20 protein-coding genes are annotated in these 17,806 nt (G+C 59.1%); 5 read left to right on the top strand and 15 right to left on the bottom strand.

Features of this window, described 5'->3' with window-relative positions; translation table 11 throughout:
* Positions 1–68: 68 nt before the first annotated feature.
* A complete protein-coding gene (locus C2E25_RS07575; protein ID WP_103115157.1) occupies positions 69–644 on the bottom strand; it encodes a cob(I)yrinic acid a,c-diamide adenosyltransferase in 576 nt (191 codons plus the stop codon).
* 200 nt (positions 645–844) lie between these two features.
* Here C2E25_RS07575 and C2E25_RS07570 point away from each other — a divergent pair, with 200 nt between their 5' ends.
* Together C2E25_RS07570 and C2E25_RS07565 are read left to right on the top strand one after the other, a co-directional pair.
* Positions 845–1,801 (top strand): ABC transporter ATP-binding protein, encoded by a 957-nt coding sequence (locus tag C2E25_RS07570; protein ID WP_103115156.1) that lies wholly within the window; start codon positions 845–847, stop codon positions 1,799–1,801.
* Positions 1,798–2,589, top strand: coding sequence for an ABC transporter permease (locus C2E25_RS07565; protein WP_103115155.1), 792 nt, complete (start codon positions 1,798–1,800; stop codon positions 2,587–2,589). Before C2E25_RS07570 ends, C2E25_RS07565 begins: the two co-directional genes overlap by 4 nt.
* A 63-nt stretch (positions 2,590–2,652) precedes the next feature.
* On the opposite strand, the gene C2E25_RS07560 is transcribed toward C2E25_RS07565, so the two are convergent.
* Together C2E25_RS07560 and C2E25_RS07555 are read right to left on the bottom strand one after the other, a co-directional pair.
* Complete coding sequence (locus C2E25_RS07560) at positions 2,653–3,666, bottom strand: HD-GYP domain-containing protein (protein ID WP_103115154.1); 1,014 nt, start codon at positions 3,664–3,666, stop codon at positions 2,653–2,655.
* A gap of 192 nt (positions 3,667–3,858) precedes the next feature.
* Positions 3,859–4,569: a GntR family transcriptional regulator gene (locus C2E25_RS07555; RefSeq protein ID WP_103115153.1), complete on the bottom strand. Its 711-nt coding sequence runs from the start codon at positions 4,567–4,569 to the stop codon at positions 3,859–3,861.
* Positions 4,570–4,780: 211 nt separating this feature from the next.
* Here C2E25_RS07555 and C2E25_RS07550 point away from each other — a divergent pair, with 211 nt between their 5' ends.
* Together C2E25_RS07550 and C2E25_RS07545 are read left to right on the top strand one after the other, a co-directional pair.
* A complete protein-coding gene (locus C2E25_RS07550) occupies positions 4,781–5,785 on the top strand; it encodes a potassium channel family protein (RefSeq protein ID WP_103115152.1) in 1,005 nt (334 codons plus the stop codon).
* Positions 5,786–5,787: 2 nt separating this feature from the next.
* Positions 5,788–6,570: a sugar phosphate isomerase/epimerase family protein gene (locus tag C2E25_RS07545; protein WP_103115151.1), complete on the top strand. Its 783-nt coding sequence runs from the start codon at positions 5,788–5,790 to the stop codon at positions 6,568–6,570.
* Here the strand turns inward: C2E25_RS07545 and dinB are convergent.
* On the bottom strand, positions 6,529–7,737 hold the full coding sequence (gene dinB / locus C2E25_RS07540) for a DNA polymerase IV (RefSeq protein ID WP_158247183.1): 1,209 nt from the start codon (positions 7,735–7,737) through the stop codon (positions 6,529–6,531). The genes C2E25_RS07545 and dinB overlap by 42 nt on opposite strands.
* Before the next feature lie 85 nt (positions 7,738–7,822).
* On the opposite strand from dinB, the gene C2E25_RS07535 reads away from it, so the two are divergent.
* Entirely contained in the window at positions 7,823–8,554 is a 732-nt protein-coding gene (locus C2E25_RS07535) for a FadR/GntR family transcriptional regulator (protein ID WP_158247182.1), read from the top strand.
* Positions 8,555–8,631: 77 nt separating this feature from the next.
* On the opposite strand, the gene C2E25_RS07530 is transcribed toward C2E25_RS07535, so the two are convergent.
* The 11 genes from C2E25_RS07530 to rsmG form a co-directional block, all read right to left on the bottom strand.
* Positions 8,632–9,045: a F0F1 ATP synthase subunit epsilon gene (locus C2E25_RS07530; protein ID WP_103115148.1), complete on the bottom strand. Its 414-nt coding sequence runs from the start codon at positions 9,043–9,045 to the stop codon at positions 8,632–8,634.
* 29 nt (positions 9,046–9,074) lie between these two features.
* Entirely contained in the window at positions 9,075–10,481 is a 1,407-nt protein-coding gene (gene atpD / locus C2E25_RS07525) for a F0F1 ATP synthase subunit beta (RefSeq protein ID WP_103115147.1), read from the bottom strand.
* A 58-nt stretch (positions 10,482–10,539) separates the two neighbouring features.
* On the bottom strand, positions 10,540–11,403 hold the full coding sequence (gene atpG, locus C2E25_RS07520; RefSeq protein ID WP_103115146.1) for an ATP synthase F1 subunit gamma: 864 nt from the start codon (positions 11,401–11,403) through the stop codon (positions 10,540–10,542).
* Between the two features lie 26 nt (positions 11,404–11,429).
* Complete coding sequence (atpA, locus tag C2E25_RS07515) at positions 11,430–12,938, bottom strand: F0F1 ATP synthase subunit alpha (RefSeq protein WP_103115145.1); 1,509 nt, start codon at positions 12,936–12,938, stop codon at positions 11,430–11,432.
* Between the two features lie 9 nt (positions 12,939–12,947).
* Positions 12,948–13,490, bottom strand: a complete 543-nt coding sequence (gene atpH, locus C2E25_RS07510) for an ATP synthase F1 subunit delta (protein ID WP_103115144.1) — start codon at positions 13,488–13,490, stop codon at positions 12,948–12,950.
* A complete protein-coding gene (gene atpF, locus C2E25_RS07505; RefSeq protein WP_103115143.1) occupies positions 13,487–14,074 on the bottom strand; it encodes a F0F1 ATP synthase subunit B in 588 nt (195 codons plus the stop codon). The genes atpH and atpF overlap by 4 nt, the downstream gene beginning before the upstream one ends.
* A complete protein-coding gene (locus C2E25_RS07500; protein WP_103115142.1) occupies positions 14,074–14,499 on the bottom strand; it encodes an ATP synthase F0 subunit B in 426 nt (141 codons plus the stop codon). Before C2E25_RS07500 ends, atpF begins: the two co-directional genes overlap by 1 nt.
* A gap of 168 nt (positions 14,500–14,667) precedes the next feature.
* Positions 14,668–15,042 carry a bactofilin family protein gene (locus C2E25_RS07495; protein WP_233189367.1) on the bottom strand — a complete coding sequence of 125 codons (375 nt, stop codon included), beginning with the start codon at positions 15,040–15,042 and terminating at the stop codon, positions 14,668–14,670.
* Positions 15,043–15,086: 44 nt separating this feature from the next.
* Positions 15,087–15,962 (bottom strand): ParB/RepB/Spo0J family partition protein, encoded by an 876-nt coding sequence (locus tag C2E25_RS07490; protein WP_103115141.1) that lies wholly within the window; start codon positions 15,960–15,962, stop codon positions 15,087–15,089.
* A gap of 3 nt (positions 15,963–15,965) precedes the next feature.
* On the bottom strand, positions 15,966–16,730 hold the full coding sequence (locus tag C2E25_RS07485) for a ParA family protein (protein WP_103115140.1): 765 nt from the start codon (positions 16,728–16,730) through the stop codon (positions 15,966–15,968).
* 429 nt (positions 16,731–17,159) lie between these two features.
* Positions 17,160–17,804 (bottom strand): 16S rRNA (guanine(527)-N(7))-methyltransferase RsmG, encoded by a 645-nt coding sequence (gene rsmG / locus C2E25_RS07480; protein ID WP_158247181.1) that lies wholly within the window; start codon positions 17,802–17,804, stop codon positions 17,160–17,162.
* Between the last annotated feature and the right edge of the window lie 2 nt (positions 17,805–17,806).

The following is a 17,806-nucleotide window of genomic DNA, read 5'->3' as shown; positions in this document are numbered from 1 at the left end:
CGTAGCGGCAGCTACGTCGAGGATTGAAGGCTGAGCGTAACGCCGCAGATGGGTGCGTATCGGCCGCCCTAGCAGTTGTCGCAGGGCTGCCAGAGCCGGTCGGCCCGCCCGCCGTCATTGGCTAGCCGGGCCCAAACGAAGCAGAGGTCGGAGAGGCGGTTGAGGTAGGTCAGGGCCCGGGGGTTGATCTTTTCGACCCCCTCCTCTTCGACCAGCCGCCAGGCCTGGCGTTCAACCCGCCGGGCGGTGGCGCGGGCCAGATGCAGCAGCGCCCCGGCGCGGGTGCCGCCGGGCAGGACGAAGCTGGTCAACGGTTCCAGCAGAGCGGTGACCCGCTCGACCTCGGCTTCGAGACGTTTCACGTGATTATCCGTGATGCGCAGTGCCCGCTCACCGACCGCCCCGTCGCTCGGCGTGGCGAAATCAGCGCCGAGATCGAACAGGTCGTTCTGAATCCGTTCCAGTTCCGGCCCGACACCCTGCGGCAGCGCTTCGAGCAGCACCACGCCGAACAGGCTGTTGAGTTCATCGACCCCGCCGTAGGCCTCGACCCGCAGTGACTGTTTCGGCACCCGGGAGCCATCGACCAGGCTGGTCTGTCCCTTGTCGCCGCCGCCAGTGGTGATGCGATCCAGCTTGACCATGAAAAACCTCCCATGCTTACCGTTTGTCGCTTACCCAAATCCACCGGCTGTTTTGCGGACCGAGGGTGGCGGAACGGGTGGAGATGCGAGGCAACGAAGCAGATCCATCCGTAACGACAGCCGAATCCCGAAATTGCCGGTGGATTTGGGGCTTACCGCTGTGGTTGTCCTTTAGCGTACTTGCGCCTATTATACCCCTCATGCACGCGACAACTGCAAATCAAACTTCTCCGGCGCTGAAAATCACCGATCTGCGCAAACGCTTCGACGGCCCTGAAGTGGTCAAAGGGATCTCCTTTGAAATCCGCGCCGGCGAGATCTTCGGCCTGCTCGGTCCCAACGGCGCCGGCAAGAGCACCACCATCAACATGATCGCCGGGGTCACCCGCATCGGCGGCGGCCGGGTGGAAATCTTCGGCCTCGACAATGTTCGCGACTACCGGCTGACCCGCCGGCTGACCGGAGTCATGCACCAGGAAATCGTCATCGACAACTTCTTCACCATCGACCGGTCGCTGCGCATCCACTCCGGCTACTTCGGGGTCGATGACGACCCGGCCTGGCGCAACATGCTGATCGACCGTCTCGGCCTGCGGCCGCATCTCGGCAAGGTGATCATCAAGCTCTCCGGCGGCCTGAAACGGCGGATGATGATCGCCAAGGCGCTGATTCACAAGCCGAAGCTGCTGATTCTCGATGAACCGACCGCCGGCGTCGATGTTGAACTGCGTCATTCGCTGTGGGACTTCGTCCGCGAGATCAACAACCAGGGGACCAGTATCCTGCTCACCACCCACTACCTCGAAGAGGCCGAGCAGATGTGCGAACGGATCGCCATCATGAACCACGGCGAAATCCTCGCCCTGGAAAAGACTTCCAGCCTGCTGCAGCGCTGCGGCCGGCGGGAGCTGGTGCTGCAGCTGAAACATCCCCTGGCTTCGCCGCCGCCGGAACTGGCCGACCTTGAACCGCGCCTGGAGGGGGAGGGGCTGATTCTGACCCTGCCGGTGCCGCGGGGGGCTGCCAGCGGTGAATTGCTCGGGCGCATCAGCAGCCTAGGCCTGCAGGTGGCGGAGATTGAAACCCGGCAGCCGAACCTCGAAGATATCTTTATCGAAATGACCGGCCTCAAAAACAACGGGGGAGGGGAAGCATGAAACTGGTTTTCGGCAATCGCCGCTACCATCGCTGGCAGCCCTTCTGGACCCTGACCCAGAAGGAAATCCGTCGTTTTCTGCGGGTCTCGTCCCAGACCCTGCTGGCGCCGATCATCTCCGCCTCTCTCTACCTGTTCGTCTTCGGCGCCACCCTCGGCGAGCGGATCAGCGTGCTGGAGGGCTTCTCCTATGCCCAGTTCGTCATTCCCGGCCTGATCCTGATGGGGGTGATCAACAACTCCTTCGCCAATACCAGCTCCAGCCTCTTCATGTCGCGCTATCTCGGCAACATCGTCGACCTGCTGGTGACCCCGATCTCTCCACCGCAGTTCATCTGCGCCTACACCCTGGCGGCAATGATCCGCGGCACCGGTGTCGGCCTGGCGGTCTGGCTGATCTCGACCCTGTTCGCCAAGCTACCTTGGGCGCACCCTCCGGCAGCCCTGGCGATGGCCTGCCTGGCCAGCTTCCTGTTCGCCCAGTTCGGGCTGCTGGCGGCCATTTTCGCCAATAATTTCGATGCCCTGTCGATGTTCACCAACTTCTTGATCCTGCCGCTGATCTACCTCGGCGGGGTCTTCTACCCGATCTCCATCCTGCCCGGCTTCTGGGCCGGTCTCTCCCATCTCAACCCGCTTTTCTACCTGATCGACGGCTTCCGTCACGCCGTCCTCGGCGTCGGCGACCTCTCCTTCAGCGTTGCCTTCGGCGTCGCCGCGGCGCAGGCGATCATTCTCTTCAGCATCGTCGCGCTGCTGATCGGCAAGGGATACCGGCTGCGGAACTGAAGGGTCACCACAGAAGTCACGCAGAGCACAGAGAATTTGTTTTCCTCTGTGCTCTGCGTTTCTTCAATTCCTGGCAAACAACCGCACAAAATTGACCATCAGCTCCTGGTCGATATCGGTGAGGATCTTTTCCTGCATGAACTTGAGCGCCTCGAAGGTGCTGCGGCGCTGGTGGTAGGGGCGCTCGGCGGTCAGCGCCTCGTAGACGTCGACCAGCCGGCAGATGCGGGCGTAGGGGTGGATATCGGGCGTGGTCAGGCCGGCCGGATAGCCCTTGCCATCTTCCCGTTCATGATGCTGAAGGGTGAGGATCTCCGCCTCTTCGGTCATGAAGCCGCGTTCCTGCAGCAGGTGGTAGCCGTCGAGGGGGTGACGGTTGACAACCTGCCGTTCGGCGGCGGTCAGCGCTCCCGGCTTGTTTAGAATTTCAATCGGGATCATGCATTTGCCGAGGTCGTGGAGAAAAAAACCGGCGCCGAGCCGTTCCATCACCGCTGCCGATTCGTGACCGTGGATAATGCGCGCCAGGGCGACCCCGAAGATGCCGACATTGGTGGAATGAACGTAGGTGCAATGGTCATAAGCCGTCAGCCGGATCAGGCAGCGGGTCGCCTCTTCGTCGTTGACAATCAGGTCAACGGTCGGCGTGATCACTTCATGGGCCTGCTGCAGAAAACTGGCCCGCGGATCACTGTAGGCCCGCCGCATGGTTTCCCGGCAGGACATGTGGACCGCAGAAGCCTTGTGTTCGGCCGAAGCCGTAGGGTCCTTGACGATCTTTTCAAGGGTCTGCTTGATATAGAGGAAAAACCGCCCGACATCCTGTTCCCGGATATAGAGACATTCCACCCCGAACTCCAGCAGGCTCGCCTTGACCCTATCGTCGAAGGGTATTCCCTCTCGGGCGAAGAAGACAAACTCCCCGGTCCGCAACCGCCGGTAGAGATCACAGGGCGCCCGCAGGTCGGGGTGCAGGCAATCCATGCCGATGGCATAGAGATCCCCCGCTTCTCCATCAACGAGGGTTGCCTTCGCCGAAGGCTCCGGGGCCATCTGGGTAAGGGATTGGCTGGTCATTCTCCTCGCCTTCTGCTTATCTCCTGCCACTCCTACATATCGACATTCCCCGGTGGCCTCTTTATACCCTGACCGACCGCGACCAAAAAAAACCGGCGACCTCTCATGCAGGTCACCGGGCAAGAACTCTTATTCTTCTATCTTTATTCTTCTATCTGAGACAGTGAGAGCGTCACCGTTTCACGAGATTGATCAGATATCAACCGCTTCGTCAAGCAGGTCTATCGCATCCTTGTGGGCGTGCGCCCCCCCCATGCTCTGGATCAGCACTTTGCCCCCGAGCGCCGCGGTGCGACTAACCAGATTGTCAGCGGACTCTCCGTCTTTTTCCTTGAAGGCAGCGATGATCTTGCGATGCTCGGCAACCGAAATCTCCATCCGTCCGGGCAGGGAGAGGGACGCCATCCGCAGACGGTTGAATTTCATCCCCACCTGTTCAATCAGCTCTGCCAGTTTCTCATTACCGGAGGCCTTGATGAAAAGATCGTGAAATTCATTGTGGACCCGGTAGAAACTTTTCACGTCTCCTTCTTCGGCCAGCTGCTCAAGACGCTTGTTGATCTGTTCGAGCTTGTCGATATCCCGCGGACTGAGGTTGCGGGCGGCGAGCCGGGCGGCATAGCCTTCGAGGATGCTCTTGATGGCGTAAAACTCGCTGACATCGCGCTCGGAGAGTTCGGTGACGACCGCTCCTTTGCGGGGGATGACCGTCAGGTAACCCTCCGATTCGAGCTGCCGGAAAGCTTCACGGATCGGCGTGCGGCTGATGCCGAAACGTTCCGCCAGCTCCGGTTCGGCGACTTTCTCGCCGGGTTTCAAATTGCCCTTGAGGATCGATTCACGAATGGTTTCGAGAATTTTCTCGCGGAGTGTCTGATGGCGTTCAATCGGTTTTTTTCGCAACGGAAATCTCCATTCCAGATACCCCGCACACCACTGACAGCTTGTTCATTCCACACGGGAAAGTGACGGCGGAGTCACTAAAGTTTAGCATGTTTGATTGTATACAGTATACAAGCCATGTCAAGCTTTTTCTTGCCCGCCTGAAGCCCTTCAACTTGCCATTTTGGCCGGCTGTCGCTATGATCCCGAAAAATCCACCTCTGGAGCCTGCATGGACCCGGTCCGCCATCTTCGCTTTTCTCTCCTGACCCTGGTCGCGGTTATCGGCTTCGGCACGGTCAGCTATTCCCTGCTCGAAGGCTGGGCTCCCTTCGACGCCCTTTACATGACGGTGATCACCCTCTCCACCGTCGGTTTCCGCGAAGTTCGCCCGCTCTCACCTGAAGGCAAGGCCTTCACCATTCTGCTCATCATTTTCGGCGCCGGGATTATCGCCTACGCCGTCGGCAGCCTGATCCAGATGATCGTCGAAGGTCAGCTGCGACAGTTGCTGGGGAGGAAGAAATTGCAGAAAAAGATCTCAAAACTGCAGGGACATTACATTGTCTGCGGCTACGGGCGGATCGGCACCTTGATCTGCCGCGAATTTGCCGCCCGGCCGATGCCTTTCGTCGTCGTCGAAAAGGATCCCGTCCTCTGCGGGCGACTGTCGGATGACGGCATCCTGTTCGTCGCCGGCGACGCCACCGACGACGCAACCCTTGAAAAGGCCGGCATCCGCAAGGCCAACGGGCTGATCACCGCGGTCACCTCCGACACCGAAAATGTCTATATCACTCTCACCGCCCGCGGTCTCAATCCCAACCTCTTCATCCTCGCCCGGGCCGGAGAAGAGGGTTCCGAGCTGAAGCTGCGACGGGCCGGGGCCTCCAAGGTTATTTCTCCCTATGTGATCGGCGCCACCCGCATGGCCCAGGCGATCCTGCGCCCATCCGTGGTCGACTTCATCGAAATCGCCACCGCCGGACATCGCCTGGAACTGCAGATGGAAGAGGTGCTGGTGGGCCGGGAATCATCCCTTGCCGGTCAAACCCTGTTGACGTCGGGGATCCGCAAGGACCTGGGAACCATCATCGTCGGCATCAAGAAGAGGGATGGTACAATGGTTTTCAACCCGGCCTCCGAAACCGTCATTGCCGCCGGGGATATCCTGATCACCCTTGGAGAACGGCCGGCGATAGAAAACCTGGAACGGATCGCCGCCGGACGGAGCTGACCATGGTGCCATCCTTTCTGCACGTCCACGTCCCCTTCCGACAGGTCGAAATGTATCTGCCGAGCCTGCTGGAGCGTCGTCTGCAACCTGAACTCGGTCTGCAGGCAATTGATCTCGACCTGCATGAACCGGGCTATTTCACCAACCTCGGGGCCCGCTTTCAGGCCGCCTCGCTGGCGGTCACCGTCCACGCCCCGTTCATGGATCTCAACCCCGGCGCCGTGGAACCGCTGGTTCAGCAGGTGACTCTGCAGCGTTTTCTACAAACCCTTGATGCCGCGGATCGTCTCGCTGCCAGGCTGGTGGTGTTTCATCCCGGCTACGACAGCTGGCGTTATGGCAAGCAACGCCGGGCCTGGCTGCAGCAGGCACTACACTTCTGGCCGCAACTCTGCGTCAGGGCCGAACGTCTGGGAATCCGCCTGGCGCTGGAAAATATCTATGACGAGGATTCCGTTCTGCTGCGGGAACAGGTCGACGGCCTTGATCACCCGTCCTTCGGTCACTGTTTCGATATCGGTCATTGGGCTCTGTTCGGAAAGCCGACCCTGACCGAGTGGCTGCAGAGTCTCGACACCAAGCTCTTTCACCTTCACCTGCACGACAATTTCGGCCGCCAGGACGACCACCTGCCGGTCGGTGCCGGGCAGATCGACTTCACCCCGCTCTGGTCACACCTGACAGAGACCGGCCTGCGCCCGAGCATCACCCTTGAAGCCCACAGCCAGACGCATCTTGATCATTCACTCGCCGCCGTCCTCCCCCTTCTGGACGCATTGAACTGAGCCTTTTCCTTCGAGCAGGGTCGCACGCCTGGTTGCCTTCGAACCAAAACGGTCCTGCAATTCGTCGATGGCGCAGATCAACTTCTGCCGGCGTTCCACCATCGGGTCACAGAAGAGTTCCTGCTGGCCCCGCTCCGGGTTGACCAGGTCGGTCAGGTAGATGCCGGTCAATCGCACCGGCCTCAACCCGACCTCGGTATCTTTCAGCAGCTCCAGCGCTACCCGCCAGATCTCCTCGGCCTCGCGCGCGGGGTTCCGGAACCGGTGGCTTCTGCTTCGGGTTGAAAAATCCGCATACTTTATTTTCAACATCAGCCCCATCGCCGCCAATCCTTGCTTGCGTACCCGGCGCGCGACCTTCTCAGCCTGCGACAGCAGCTGACGACGTATCTCTTTCGGATTCGTGAGGTCCCTGGAGAAGGTCTCCTCGGCGCCGATCGACTTGATTTCGCGCCCCGGATCAACCGGTCTGGGGTCAATTCCACGCGCAAGCTCATAGAACCGGGCACCCTCGCGACCGAAGCGCCGGCACAGATCCTCGCGCCGCCACCCGCGCAGGTCAGAAACACGATCTATACCTAGGGCTCGAAGCTTTTCCGCCATCACTCGTCCGACCCCCCAGAGCTTGCCGATGTCCAACGGCAACAGAAAGGCATCCACCTCCCCGGAGAGAATCTCCAGCAAGCCGTTCGGCTTGGCTTCTTCCGAAGCGAGCTTGGCGAGAAACTTGTTAGGCGCCACTCCGGCACTGATCGGCAGGCCGAGGTCCCGGCGTACCCGATGGCGAATGGCTTCGGCTATTTTCACCCCGGACCCCAGCAGACGCAGGCAGCCACTGACGTCGAGAAAGGCCTCGTCGATGGAAAGCGGCTCGATCAGGTCGCTGTAGTCTGAGAAGATCGAAAAAACCTGCCGAGATACCTCCCGGTAGCGTTCCATCCTCACCGGCAGAACCACCGCCCCGGGGCAGCGCGCCAGGGCCTTGCTCATCGCCATCCCGGAACGGACTCCAAACGGGCGGGCCTGGTACGAACAGGCACTGACCACACCTCGCTCGCGACTGCCGCCGACCAGCACCGCTCGTCCGGCAAGCTCAGGCCGATCCAGCTGCTCGACGGAAGCGAAGAAAGCATCCATGTCACAATGAATGATGGTCTTATCGGTCACGGTTCCTGTCATGGCGCCAGCTTGCCTTTTATCGTTATCAGTGGTAAAAAACTGGTCTTACCAATTCACTTCTTGGAGCAGTGGAATGACCAACGTTTTCAAGCCCATCCGACCGAAGAAAATCTCCGAAGAAATCGTTGAACAGATCAGAACCCTGATTTCCGAGGGAGACCTGAAACCGGGCGAACGCGTCCCTTCAGAGAGGGAGCTGGCGTCCCTGCTTGGCGTCAGCCGCCCCTCGGTCCGCGAGGCGATCATGGTGCTGGAAGCGATGGGACTGGTTGAATCGCGCCAGGGCGGGGGAACCTTCGTCCTCTCGTTGACCGAAGCCACCATGGCCGACCCGTTGACCAGCATGGTCGAGAAAAACCCCAAAATGCTCTATTCCCTGGCCGAGGTCCGCGTGGGGCTCGAAACCTGGTCGGCCTACCTGGCCGCCGAACGCGCCACCCCCGAAGACATCGCCCGCCTTGACGCTCTCTACCAGGAAATGAAACGCCAGGCCAGCAATGGCGGCTGGAAACCCGACATTGACGCCAGATTTCATTATGCCATCACCGCCGCGGCGCATAATACCATCCAGCTGCATGTTCTCAACACCATCCAGGAGCTGTTCCACACCACCATCATGGTCGCCCTGATGGAATTCTACCAGAAGGAAGGCTACATCGACCTGCTGATGAAACATCATCTTGAAATCCTTGAGGCCATCCGTGCCCATGAACCGGAACGGGCCCGCGAGGCGATGCGCATCCACCTGGAACTGGTCATGGACAAGATGCGGCAGCTTGAAGAGGACAATCAGCTGCTCAACTGAGGCGCGCTGAATTCTGATAAAAAAAGGGCGACCCCGAAAGGTCGCCCTTTTTCATTTTATTGACATGATGAGAAGAATCAGCGGCCCTTGCGGCCGGCCACCTGAATTCTGATCATCGCCCGTTCAAGGGCAGCTTCCATGATCTTGAAATTCTTGTCTTCGGGATCGAGTCCCTTGAGCTTCTCTTCGGCCCGGCCGAGGGCGGCCCTGGCACGCTCGAGATCGATTTCGTCAGCCGGTTCGGCCGTTTCGACCAGAACATTGACCTGGTCTTCCTCGACTTCGAGATAGCCCCAGTTGACGGCGACATGAAAGTTCTCGTTCCCCTGCTTGTAGGAAAGCTCGCCGATCTTGAGGGTCGTCAGCAACGGAGTATGTCCCGGCAACAGACCCAGTTCACCCAGGGTTCCCGGGGCGGTCACCTCGTCAACCTCGGCGCTAAGCACCTTCTTATAGGGCGTAACCAATTGCAGTGTCAGTTTTTCTGCCATGTACTAGGTCCTCTTCAAGGCCGAAACGATCAGGCGGCCAGTTCTTTGGCTCTCTCCAGGGCCTCTTCGATGGTACCGACCATGTAGAAGGCCTGCTCGGGAACCTCGTCGTGCTTGCCGGCAACGATTTCCTGAAATCCCTTGATGGTGTCGGCCAGTTCGACATATTTGCCGGGCGATCCGGTGAAGACCTCGGCCACGTGGAACGGCTGGGAGAGAAAACGCTGGATTTTCCGGGCGCGGGCAACCACCAGTTTGTCTTCCTCGGAGAGTTCATCCATACCGAGAATGGCGATGATGTCCTGCAGGTCCTTGTAACGCTGCAGCACATACTGGACGTCACGGGCAACCTTGTAGTGCTCTTCGCCGACCACCTGCGGATCGAGAATCCGGCTGGTCGAATCGAGCGGGTCAACCGCCGGATAGATACCGAGCTCGGCGATCTGGCGGGAAAGAACCGTGGTCGCGTCGAGATGGGCGAAAGCGGTCGCCGGCGCCGGGTCGGTGAGGTCATCGGCCGGAACGTAGATCGCCTGAACCGAGGTGATCGACCCCTTGGTGGTGGTGGTGATCCGCTCCTGCAGTTCACCCATCTCGGTCGACAGGGTCGGCTGGTAACCGACCGCCGAAGGAATGCGGCCAAGCAGCGCCGAAACCTCGGAACCGGCCTGGGTGAAGCGGAAGATGTTGTCGACAAACAGCAGCACGTCCTGGCCTTCTTCATCGCGGAAGTACTCAGCGCAGGTCAGGGCGGAGAGGGCGACACGGGCACGGGCTCCGGGGGGCTCATTCATCTGGCCATAGATCAGCGCGGCCTTGTCGAGAACCCCGGAATCCTTCATCTCGTGCCAGAGGTCGTTGCCCTCACGGGTCCGCTCGCCGACACCGGCGAACACCGAGAAACCGCCGTGCTGCTTGGCGATGTTGTGGATCAGCTCCATGATCAGAACCGTCTTGCCGACCCCGGCACCGCCGAACAGGCCGATTTTGCCGCCGCGGGCGTAGGGGGCAAGCAGGTCGACGACCTTGATGCCGGTCTCAAAGGCCTGGACATCAACCGACTGTTCCACGAACTCGGGAGTCGGACGATGGATTTCCCATTCGATTTCGGCATTGACCGGGCCGGCCTCGTCAACCGGTTCGCCGATCACGTTGAGGATCCGGCCGAGGGTCGCCTTGCCGACCGGCATGACGATCTGCTTGCCGGTATCGAGAACTTCCTGGCCGCGAACCAGACCGTCGGTCGAATCCATGGCGATGGCGCGCACGGTGTTCTCGCCGAGATGCTGGGCGACCTCACAGACCAGGTTCCATTCACGGTCATCGAGACCCGGGTTTGTAACCTTCAGCGCGTGGTAGATTTCCGGGAGTTTTCCCGCCTCGAACTCAACGTCGATGACGGGTCCGATGACCTGAGTGATTTTCCCTTTATTCATGGTGAACCTATCCTCCGTGTTTTCCTATAAGCCGCATTATTTTCAGCTGTGATTTCGACTATTTGATCGCCTCGGCGCCGGAAATGATCTCCATCAGTTCCTTGGTGATCGCCGCCTGACGGGCGCGGTTGTACTGCAGGGTCAGCTTGTTGATCATCTCGGCCGCGTTCTTGCTGGCGCTGTCCATGGCGCTCATCCGCGCGCCATGCTCAGAAGCGACCGATTCGAGCAGCCCGCGGAAGATCTGCACCTCGACCTGCTTGGGCAGGATCTGGCTCAGTACCTCGGTTTTGCCCGGCTCGTAGATATACTGGGCGATATGCTCGCGTTCGTCGACCTGGGCCGGTTCGATCGGCAACAACCTGCGGATCGTCGGAACCTGCGTGATCGCGCTCTGAAACGCATTGTAGATCAGGTAGACGGCATCGTACTGATCCGCAAGGTAGCCTTCGACCACCTCGCTGCCGATCAGTGCTGCGGTATGATAAGTGATGCTGGCGGTAATGCCGGCATGGACCTTGCCGATCGGCACATTACGGTGGCGCAGGTAATCGGCTCCCTTGCGCCCGACAATCATCAGCTCGTACTCTTCAAAACCGTCAGTCCGCTCCTTGATAAACTTCTCCGCCGTCTTGGAAATATTGGCATTGAAGCCGCCGCAGAGTCCGCGATCCGCCGTCAGAAGCAGCACCAGAGCCTTCTTCTTGCCCCGCTCCTGCAACAGTGGATGGGCTTCGTGGTCTTCGCGCAGGGCAAGACTGGAAAGCACGTAGTTCAGCTTGTCGGCGTAAGGTCGGGCCGCCACCACGGCGTCCTGGGCGCGGCGCAGCTTGGCGGCCGAGACCATTTTCATCGCCTTGGTGATCTGGCTGGTGTTCTTGACCGAGCCGATACGTTTCTTAATATCCTTCAGACTGGGCATCTGTCGCTACCTTCGCAGTCGGGTTATCAGGCGACGAACTGACCTTTGAACTCTTCCAGGGCAGCCTTGATACGGCCCTCGAGGTCGTCGTCGATGGCATTTTTCTCGCCGAGATCCTTGATCAGGCCGGCGTGGCTGCTTTCGAGGAAGGAGAGCAGTTCCTGCTCGTAGCGCTGCACCGCGGTGACCGGGTACTCGTCGACATAGCCGTTGTTGGCGGCGTAGATGGCCAGAACCTGCTTGGCAACCGGCAGCGGCTGATACTGACCCTGTTTGAGAATCTCGACCAGCCGGGCACCACGATTGAGCTGACGCTGGGTGGCGGCATCGAGATCGGAACCGAACTGGGCAAAGGCGGCCATTTCACGATACTGGGCCAGCGCCAGGCGGAGGGTGCCGGCGACCTGTTTCATCGCCTTGACCTGGGCTGATCCACCGACGCGGGAAACCGACAGGCCGACGTTGATGGCCGGACGGACACCGGAATAGAAAAGGTCGGTTTCGAGGAAAATCTGACCGTCAGTGATGGAGATGACGTTGGTCGGGATATAGGCCGAAACGTCACCCGCCTGGGTCTCGATGATCGGCAGCGCGGTCAGCGAACCGGCGCCGAGATCGTCATTCAGCTTGGCGGCGCGTTCCAGCAGGCGGCTGTGCAGGTAGAAGACGTCGCCCGGATAGGCTTCGCGTCCCGGCGGGCGGCGCAGCAGCAGGGAGAGCTGCCGGTAGGCGACCGCCTGCTTGGAGAGATCGTCATAGATGATCAGGGCGTGCTTGCCGGTGTCACGGAAGAACTCGCCCATGGTGACCCCGGTGTAGGGGGAGATAAACTGCAGCGGGGCGGGGTCGGATGCGGTCGCGGCGACAACGATGGTGTAGTCCATGGCGCCGTGGCTCTTGAGCTTGTCGACCACCTGGGCGACCGTGGAACGTTTCTGGCCGATGGCGACGTAGATGCAGACCACACCGTTGCCCTTCTGGTTGATGATGGTGTCGATAGCAACGGCGGTCTTGCCGGTCTGGCGGTCGCCGATGATCAGTTCGCGCTGACCACGGCCGATGGGAACCATCGAGTCGATCGCCTTGAGGCCGGTCTGCATCGGTTCATGCACCGACTTACGGGCGACGATGCCGGGAGCCTTGATTTCGACCTTGCGGTAATCATCGGTTTCGATCTCGCCGAGGCCGTCGATCGGAATTCCGATGCCGTTGACCACCCGGCCGAGCAGCTTTTCACCGACCGGAACCTGCACGATCTGCTCGGTACGTTTGACGGTGTCGCCTTCCTTGATGTGCTGGGCTTCACCGAGAATGGCGGCACCGACATTATCTTCTTCGAGGTTGAGAACCATGCCCATGGTGTTGCCGGGGAATTCCAGCAACTCGCCGGCCATCGCTTTATCCAGGCCGTGAATGCGGGCAATACCGTCACCAACCGAAATAATGGTGCCGGTCTCGCTGACCTCCACCTCGCGACCGAAATTCTCGATCTGTTTTTTGATGATCGCGCTGATCTCTTCTGCTCTGATTTCCATAAGTCCTTCTCACCCCTTTTTTAAGGTATCTTCAATGCGCTTCAATTGTGTTTTCAGACTGCCGTCGAAGAGGCGGCCGGAGATCTCAACCTGCAGACCGCCGATCAACTCCTCATCAATGGCGACGCTCAGCTCGACCTGCTTACCGGTCTGCTGTTCCAGTCCCGCCTTGATCGCCTGCAACTGTTTGGCATCAAGATCTCGCGAGGCGGTCACCGCAGCCCGGACCAGGCCGGCCATCTCATCGGCAAACCGGCTGTAGTCACGCTTGATCTGGGCCAGGTACTGAAGACGGTCCTTTTCCAGCAGCAGTCCGAGAAAGGCCCGCATCCCCTCGGAGATGTCAAGCATCTCCATCAGATCATTGAGAATGGCCGCCTTCTTGCTGAGCGGGAAGGTGGGGCTTTCCAGGATCAGCCGCAGGTACTCTTCCACTCCGAAGGCCTCGCAGACCCTCCCGAGTTCGTCTCCGTACTGCTCCACCGTCTGCTGTTCGGCAGCGATGCCGACCAACGCCCTGGCATAACGTTTTGCTATCGCACTGGTGCTCAATGTAACTCTCCCACCTTCTGAATATATTCATCCACCAGACGGGTCTGGTCTTTCTTGGTGAATTTCTTGCGCAACATCTCCTCGGCAATATCGACGGCAAGGCGGGAGGCTTCCTCTCGCAGCTCGCGACGTGCCCGGGCGACCTCGAGAGCTGCCGATTTTTCGGCTTCGCTCCTGACCTTGATGGCCATCTGTCGAGCTTCGTCGAGAATCCGTTCCTTTTCCCGTTCGCCTTCACGGCGGATTTGCTGGTAGATCTCTTCGATTTCTTCAGCGGCACGACTCAACTTGCGGTCATATTCGGCAAACTTGGCTTCGGCCTCAGCCTTCATTTTTTCCGCGGCGGCCAGGCTGTCGGCAATGCCCTGTCGACGACCGGCCAGGCCGTTGCGCAACGGCTTGGTGATGAAATAAGCGAGCAGGCCGAAAGTGACGGCAAAGTTCAGACAGCGCCAGAGAAAATCCTTGAGCAGCACTCCGCCATCAGCCTGATGCTCTCCGCCCGAGGCGAAGACCGTACCGGCAGCCAGAACAATGGAAAAAATGATCAGGGTCTTGAAAAGATTGGTCTTGGTAGTCGACATTACAGCTTCCTCCCGAGAATCTTGCTGGCGATTTCACCGGCCAGTGCCTCGGTTTCCTTTTTCAGCGCCTCGCGGGCAACAGCAGCCTCTCCGGCCACCTGCTCTTTGATCGCCTGTAGTTTCGCCGAGGCCTGCTCGTGGGCCTCTCCCAGGGTCTTGCGTTCTTCCTCAAGAGCAGCCTGGCGCAGAGCAGTGCGCTCCTGGTTGCCTTTGAGGCGGGCTTCCTGCAGCTGCTGCTGGTAGCGGGTCATCTTCTCTTCAATACTGGCTTCCAGATCGTCGGCGGCCCGACGGTTGCCCTCAATGGTTTCCTTGCGCTGCTCCAACATCCGGCGCAGCGGGCGGTAAAGCACCATGTTAAGGATGGTCATGAGAATGACGAAATTGACAAACTGAATAATAAGAGTAATGTCGAGGCTGATCACGGGCTGTCCTCTGCCTGTTAATGAGGTTCGGCTGTCGGTATACTGTATACAAGTCTCGGGGGGATAAAAAAGTTTGCCCTGCGGCAAATCAGCGCATTGCTAACATACCCCTCCCAACGCTGTCAAGATGCTGTTTTGTTTTTTCCCCCCCACGAAGAAATTCGCCTGTCAGGAAGTCTTGTTGCCGGGGGCCTTATTTGCCCCATCCATATGCAGGGTGCTGTTGAGAGTCACCCCTTCCTCGACCACCAGCACCGGAGTCTCGATATTGCCCTCGACCCGGGCCGGAGCCCGCAGGTCGACCTTGCAGCCGGCCTTGATATTGCCCTTGAACCGGCCCGAGAGGATCAGGGTGCCGACCGTAACTTCGGCTTCAATTTCCGCCTCCTGGCCGACGATCAGGGTGTCCTTGCTGACAATCTCGCCACTGAAACGGCCATCGAGCCGAACGATTTCATCAAACAGCAATTTACCCTCAAACTGACTGCCGGGGCCGAGAAAGGCCTTGATGTCCCCCTTGTCGATTGCCTGATCTTTACGCATGATGACGGGCTCCCTCCTCTTGCGCAGCATGAATAACGACCCCCTCAGCTGACTCCGAACAGAGCAAGCAGGCGCTCCAGTTCGGCGGGGGAGAAATAACTGACTTCAATACGGCCCCCCTTGCCCCGAGGCTGAATACGCACCTGGGTGCCGAGGGTCCGCTTCAATTCGACTTCCAGCCGCTTCAACTCCGGATCGACCGGCGCCGGTTCGGCTTTGTTCTTCGGCACGCGACCGAAATTCTTGATCTTTTTGACCAGGGCCTCGCATTCACGTACCGACAGTTTGCGTGCCAGAACCTGTTCACGTGCTTCGACGATATCCTCTTCGTCTTCAAGACCGAGCAGGGCGCGGGCATGTCCCATGCTGAGATGACCGGCAATCACGTCACCGCGGACCTTGCCCGGCAGCTTGAGCAGGCGCAGCATGTTGGCGACCGTGGACCTTTCCCGACCGACCCGTTTGGCAACCTCTTCCTGGGAGAGATCAAAGCTCTCCATCAGGTGGCGGTAGGCTTCGGCCTCTTCGATCGGATTGAGATCCTCACGCTGGATATTCTCGATCAGCGCCATTTCCAGCGCCCAATCCTCGGAAACATCCTGAATGACGACCGGCACTTCCTTCAATCCGGCTTTTTGCGCCGCCCGCCAGCGGCGTTCGCCGGCGATAATCTGGTAATGATCGTCATGATGACGGACTACCAGTGGCTGAATCACCCCTTTTTCCTTGATCGAGGCGACCAGTTCGGTCATTTTCGCGTCATCAAAAGTTTTGCGCGGCTGTTTGCTGTGCGGTTTGAGATCCTCGATGGGACAGAGAAAATATTTGCTGCCCCGGGTGCCGTCTGTGGTCGGCACCGCCTTGACATTTCCCGGGATCAGGGCTCCGATCCCCTTGCCGAGTGCAGGTCGCTTGGCCATTCGTCAAACCTCCGCCTGAATAATTTCCCGGGCCAGGTCGAGATAGGCCTGCGACCCTTTCGAAGCGATATCATAAAGCAGCACCGGCAACCCGTGGCTCGGCGCTTCGGAAAGCCGCACATTGCGCGGAATCACCGTTTCACACAGCTGGCGGTTGAAATGGGTGCGGATTTCCTCACCGACCTGATGGGAGAGGTTATTACGACTGTCGAACATGGTCAGCAGGATGTAGCCGATGGTCAATCGCGGGTTGAGATCCTGCTGAATGAGAGAAATGGTGTTGAGCAACTGGCTGAGACCCTCCATGGCGTAGTACTCGCACTGCATCGGAATCAGCACTTTTTCCGCCGCGGTCAGGGCATTGATGGTCAGCAGACCGAGCGACGGAGGGCAGTCGATCAGAATGTAATCATAGTCGTCTTCGATCTCTGCCAGCAGGGCCTTGAGTCGCCGTTCCCGGCCGTCAGCCGCCACAAGTTCAACCTCGGCGCCGATCAGATCCGGATCGGCCGGCAGGATATGCAGCTGCTCCAGTTCCGTACGGCAGAGAAGATCGACGGCTCCGGCTTCTTCGAGCAGGCCGTTGTAGACGGTCGCCTCAAGCGCCTCCTTGTCGATTCCGACGCCACTGGTGGCATTCCCCTGAGGGTCCATATCAACCAGCAGGGTGGACTTTTCGGCAGCCGACAACGACGCGGCCAGATTGACCGCTGTGGTCGTCTTGCCGACCCCTCCCTTCTGGTTGGCAATTGCAATAATCCGGGCCATGAAAACCTCTCCGGTTTTAAAACCCGAACCGGACGGTCCAGGTGGTAAGTTCAGGCCGCCAAGACTAACATATTCACCCGCGACGTTGAAGAAGAAATGCTAGCTTTTCAAATACTTGCAATATCTTGTGGATTCATAAACGCGGCCCACCAGATATAGTGTCTTTCACCTGTTTTTCACGGCTTGACGTTTTTCGGGAAATCAGAGCAGGGCATCTATGCGACCCCCACTGACTGCGGCGCATAATAATTTTGCATATATCAATATTGATGCTTTCGCAAGAAAGCAAAAAGGGTGTTGGCTAAGCAAAAAGCGCCAGCAGCAAGGCACGCGTTTATCGAACGATGAAGCGTCCGTACGTACGTCGAAGGCGCGAGATAAACGCAGTAACGCAGCTGCTGGTGAGTTTGAGCGACGCCATCAATCGTTCTATTCTTTTTCGAAGCAAAGCAGGTTGCGTTCGGCACCGCAGGCCGGCAATTTCAGCGACAGGCAGGCATGATTGCGAAAACCCGCCAGAGGTTGCCCGCAGAAATTTTTCCAGTCCTGCTGACCATCGGGGCCCTTCATCGCGATCCAGAGACCTCCCGGTTCCAACAGAGGCAGAACCATCGACGCAAATCGATTGATTTCTCCCACGGCCCGAAAGACGATCCGCTGGTAACGGTTATGGTTTTCGCTGTCGGCGGAAAAATCCTCCAGTCGGGCATGGACGAAATCGATGCCGCGCAACCGCAGAACCCGGGCCAGATGTCGCTGAAAGGCGAGCTTCTTGCCGACCGCGTCAAGGGAAGTCAGACGCAGGTCGTCACGGACGATACGCAGGGGCAGACCGGGAAGACCCGCACCTGAACCGAAATCGAGCAGGGTGCAGTTTTCCGGCAGGAGGGGGAGCAGGGTCAGGGAATCAACCAGGTGGGTTTCCAGGGCTGCTTTCGGTTCACTTACGGCGGTCAGGTTATGACTCCGGTTCCAGTGTGCCAATTCCTCAAGGTAGCGCAACAGATCAACCTGCCGATCCTCCGCAACTGACAGTTTCGCCTGCCTGAGCAGATCGGCCAGACGCCGTTGCAAAC

The sequence above is a fragment of the Geothermobacter hydrogeniphilus genome, assembly GCF_002898515.1.
GTDB lineage: Bacteria > Desulfobacterota > Desulfuromonadia > Desulfuromonadales > Geothermobacteraceae > Geothermobacter_A.
Note: the sequence above shows the minus strand (reverse complement) of the source record. Positions and strands in the feature narration are given on the sequence as shown.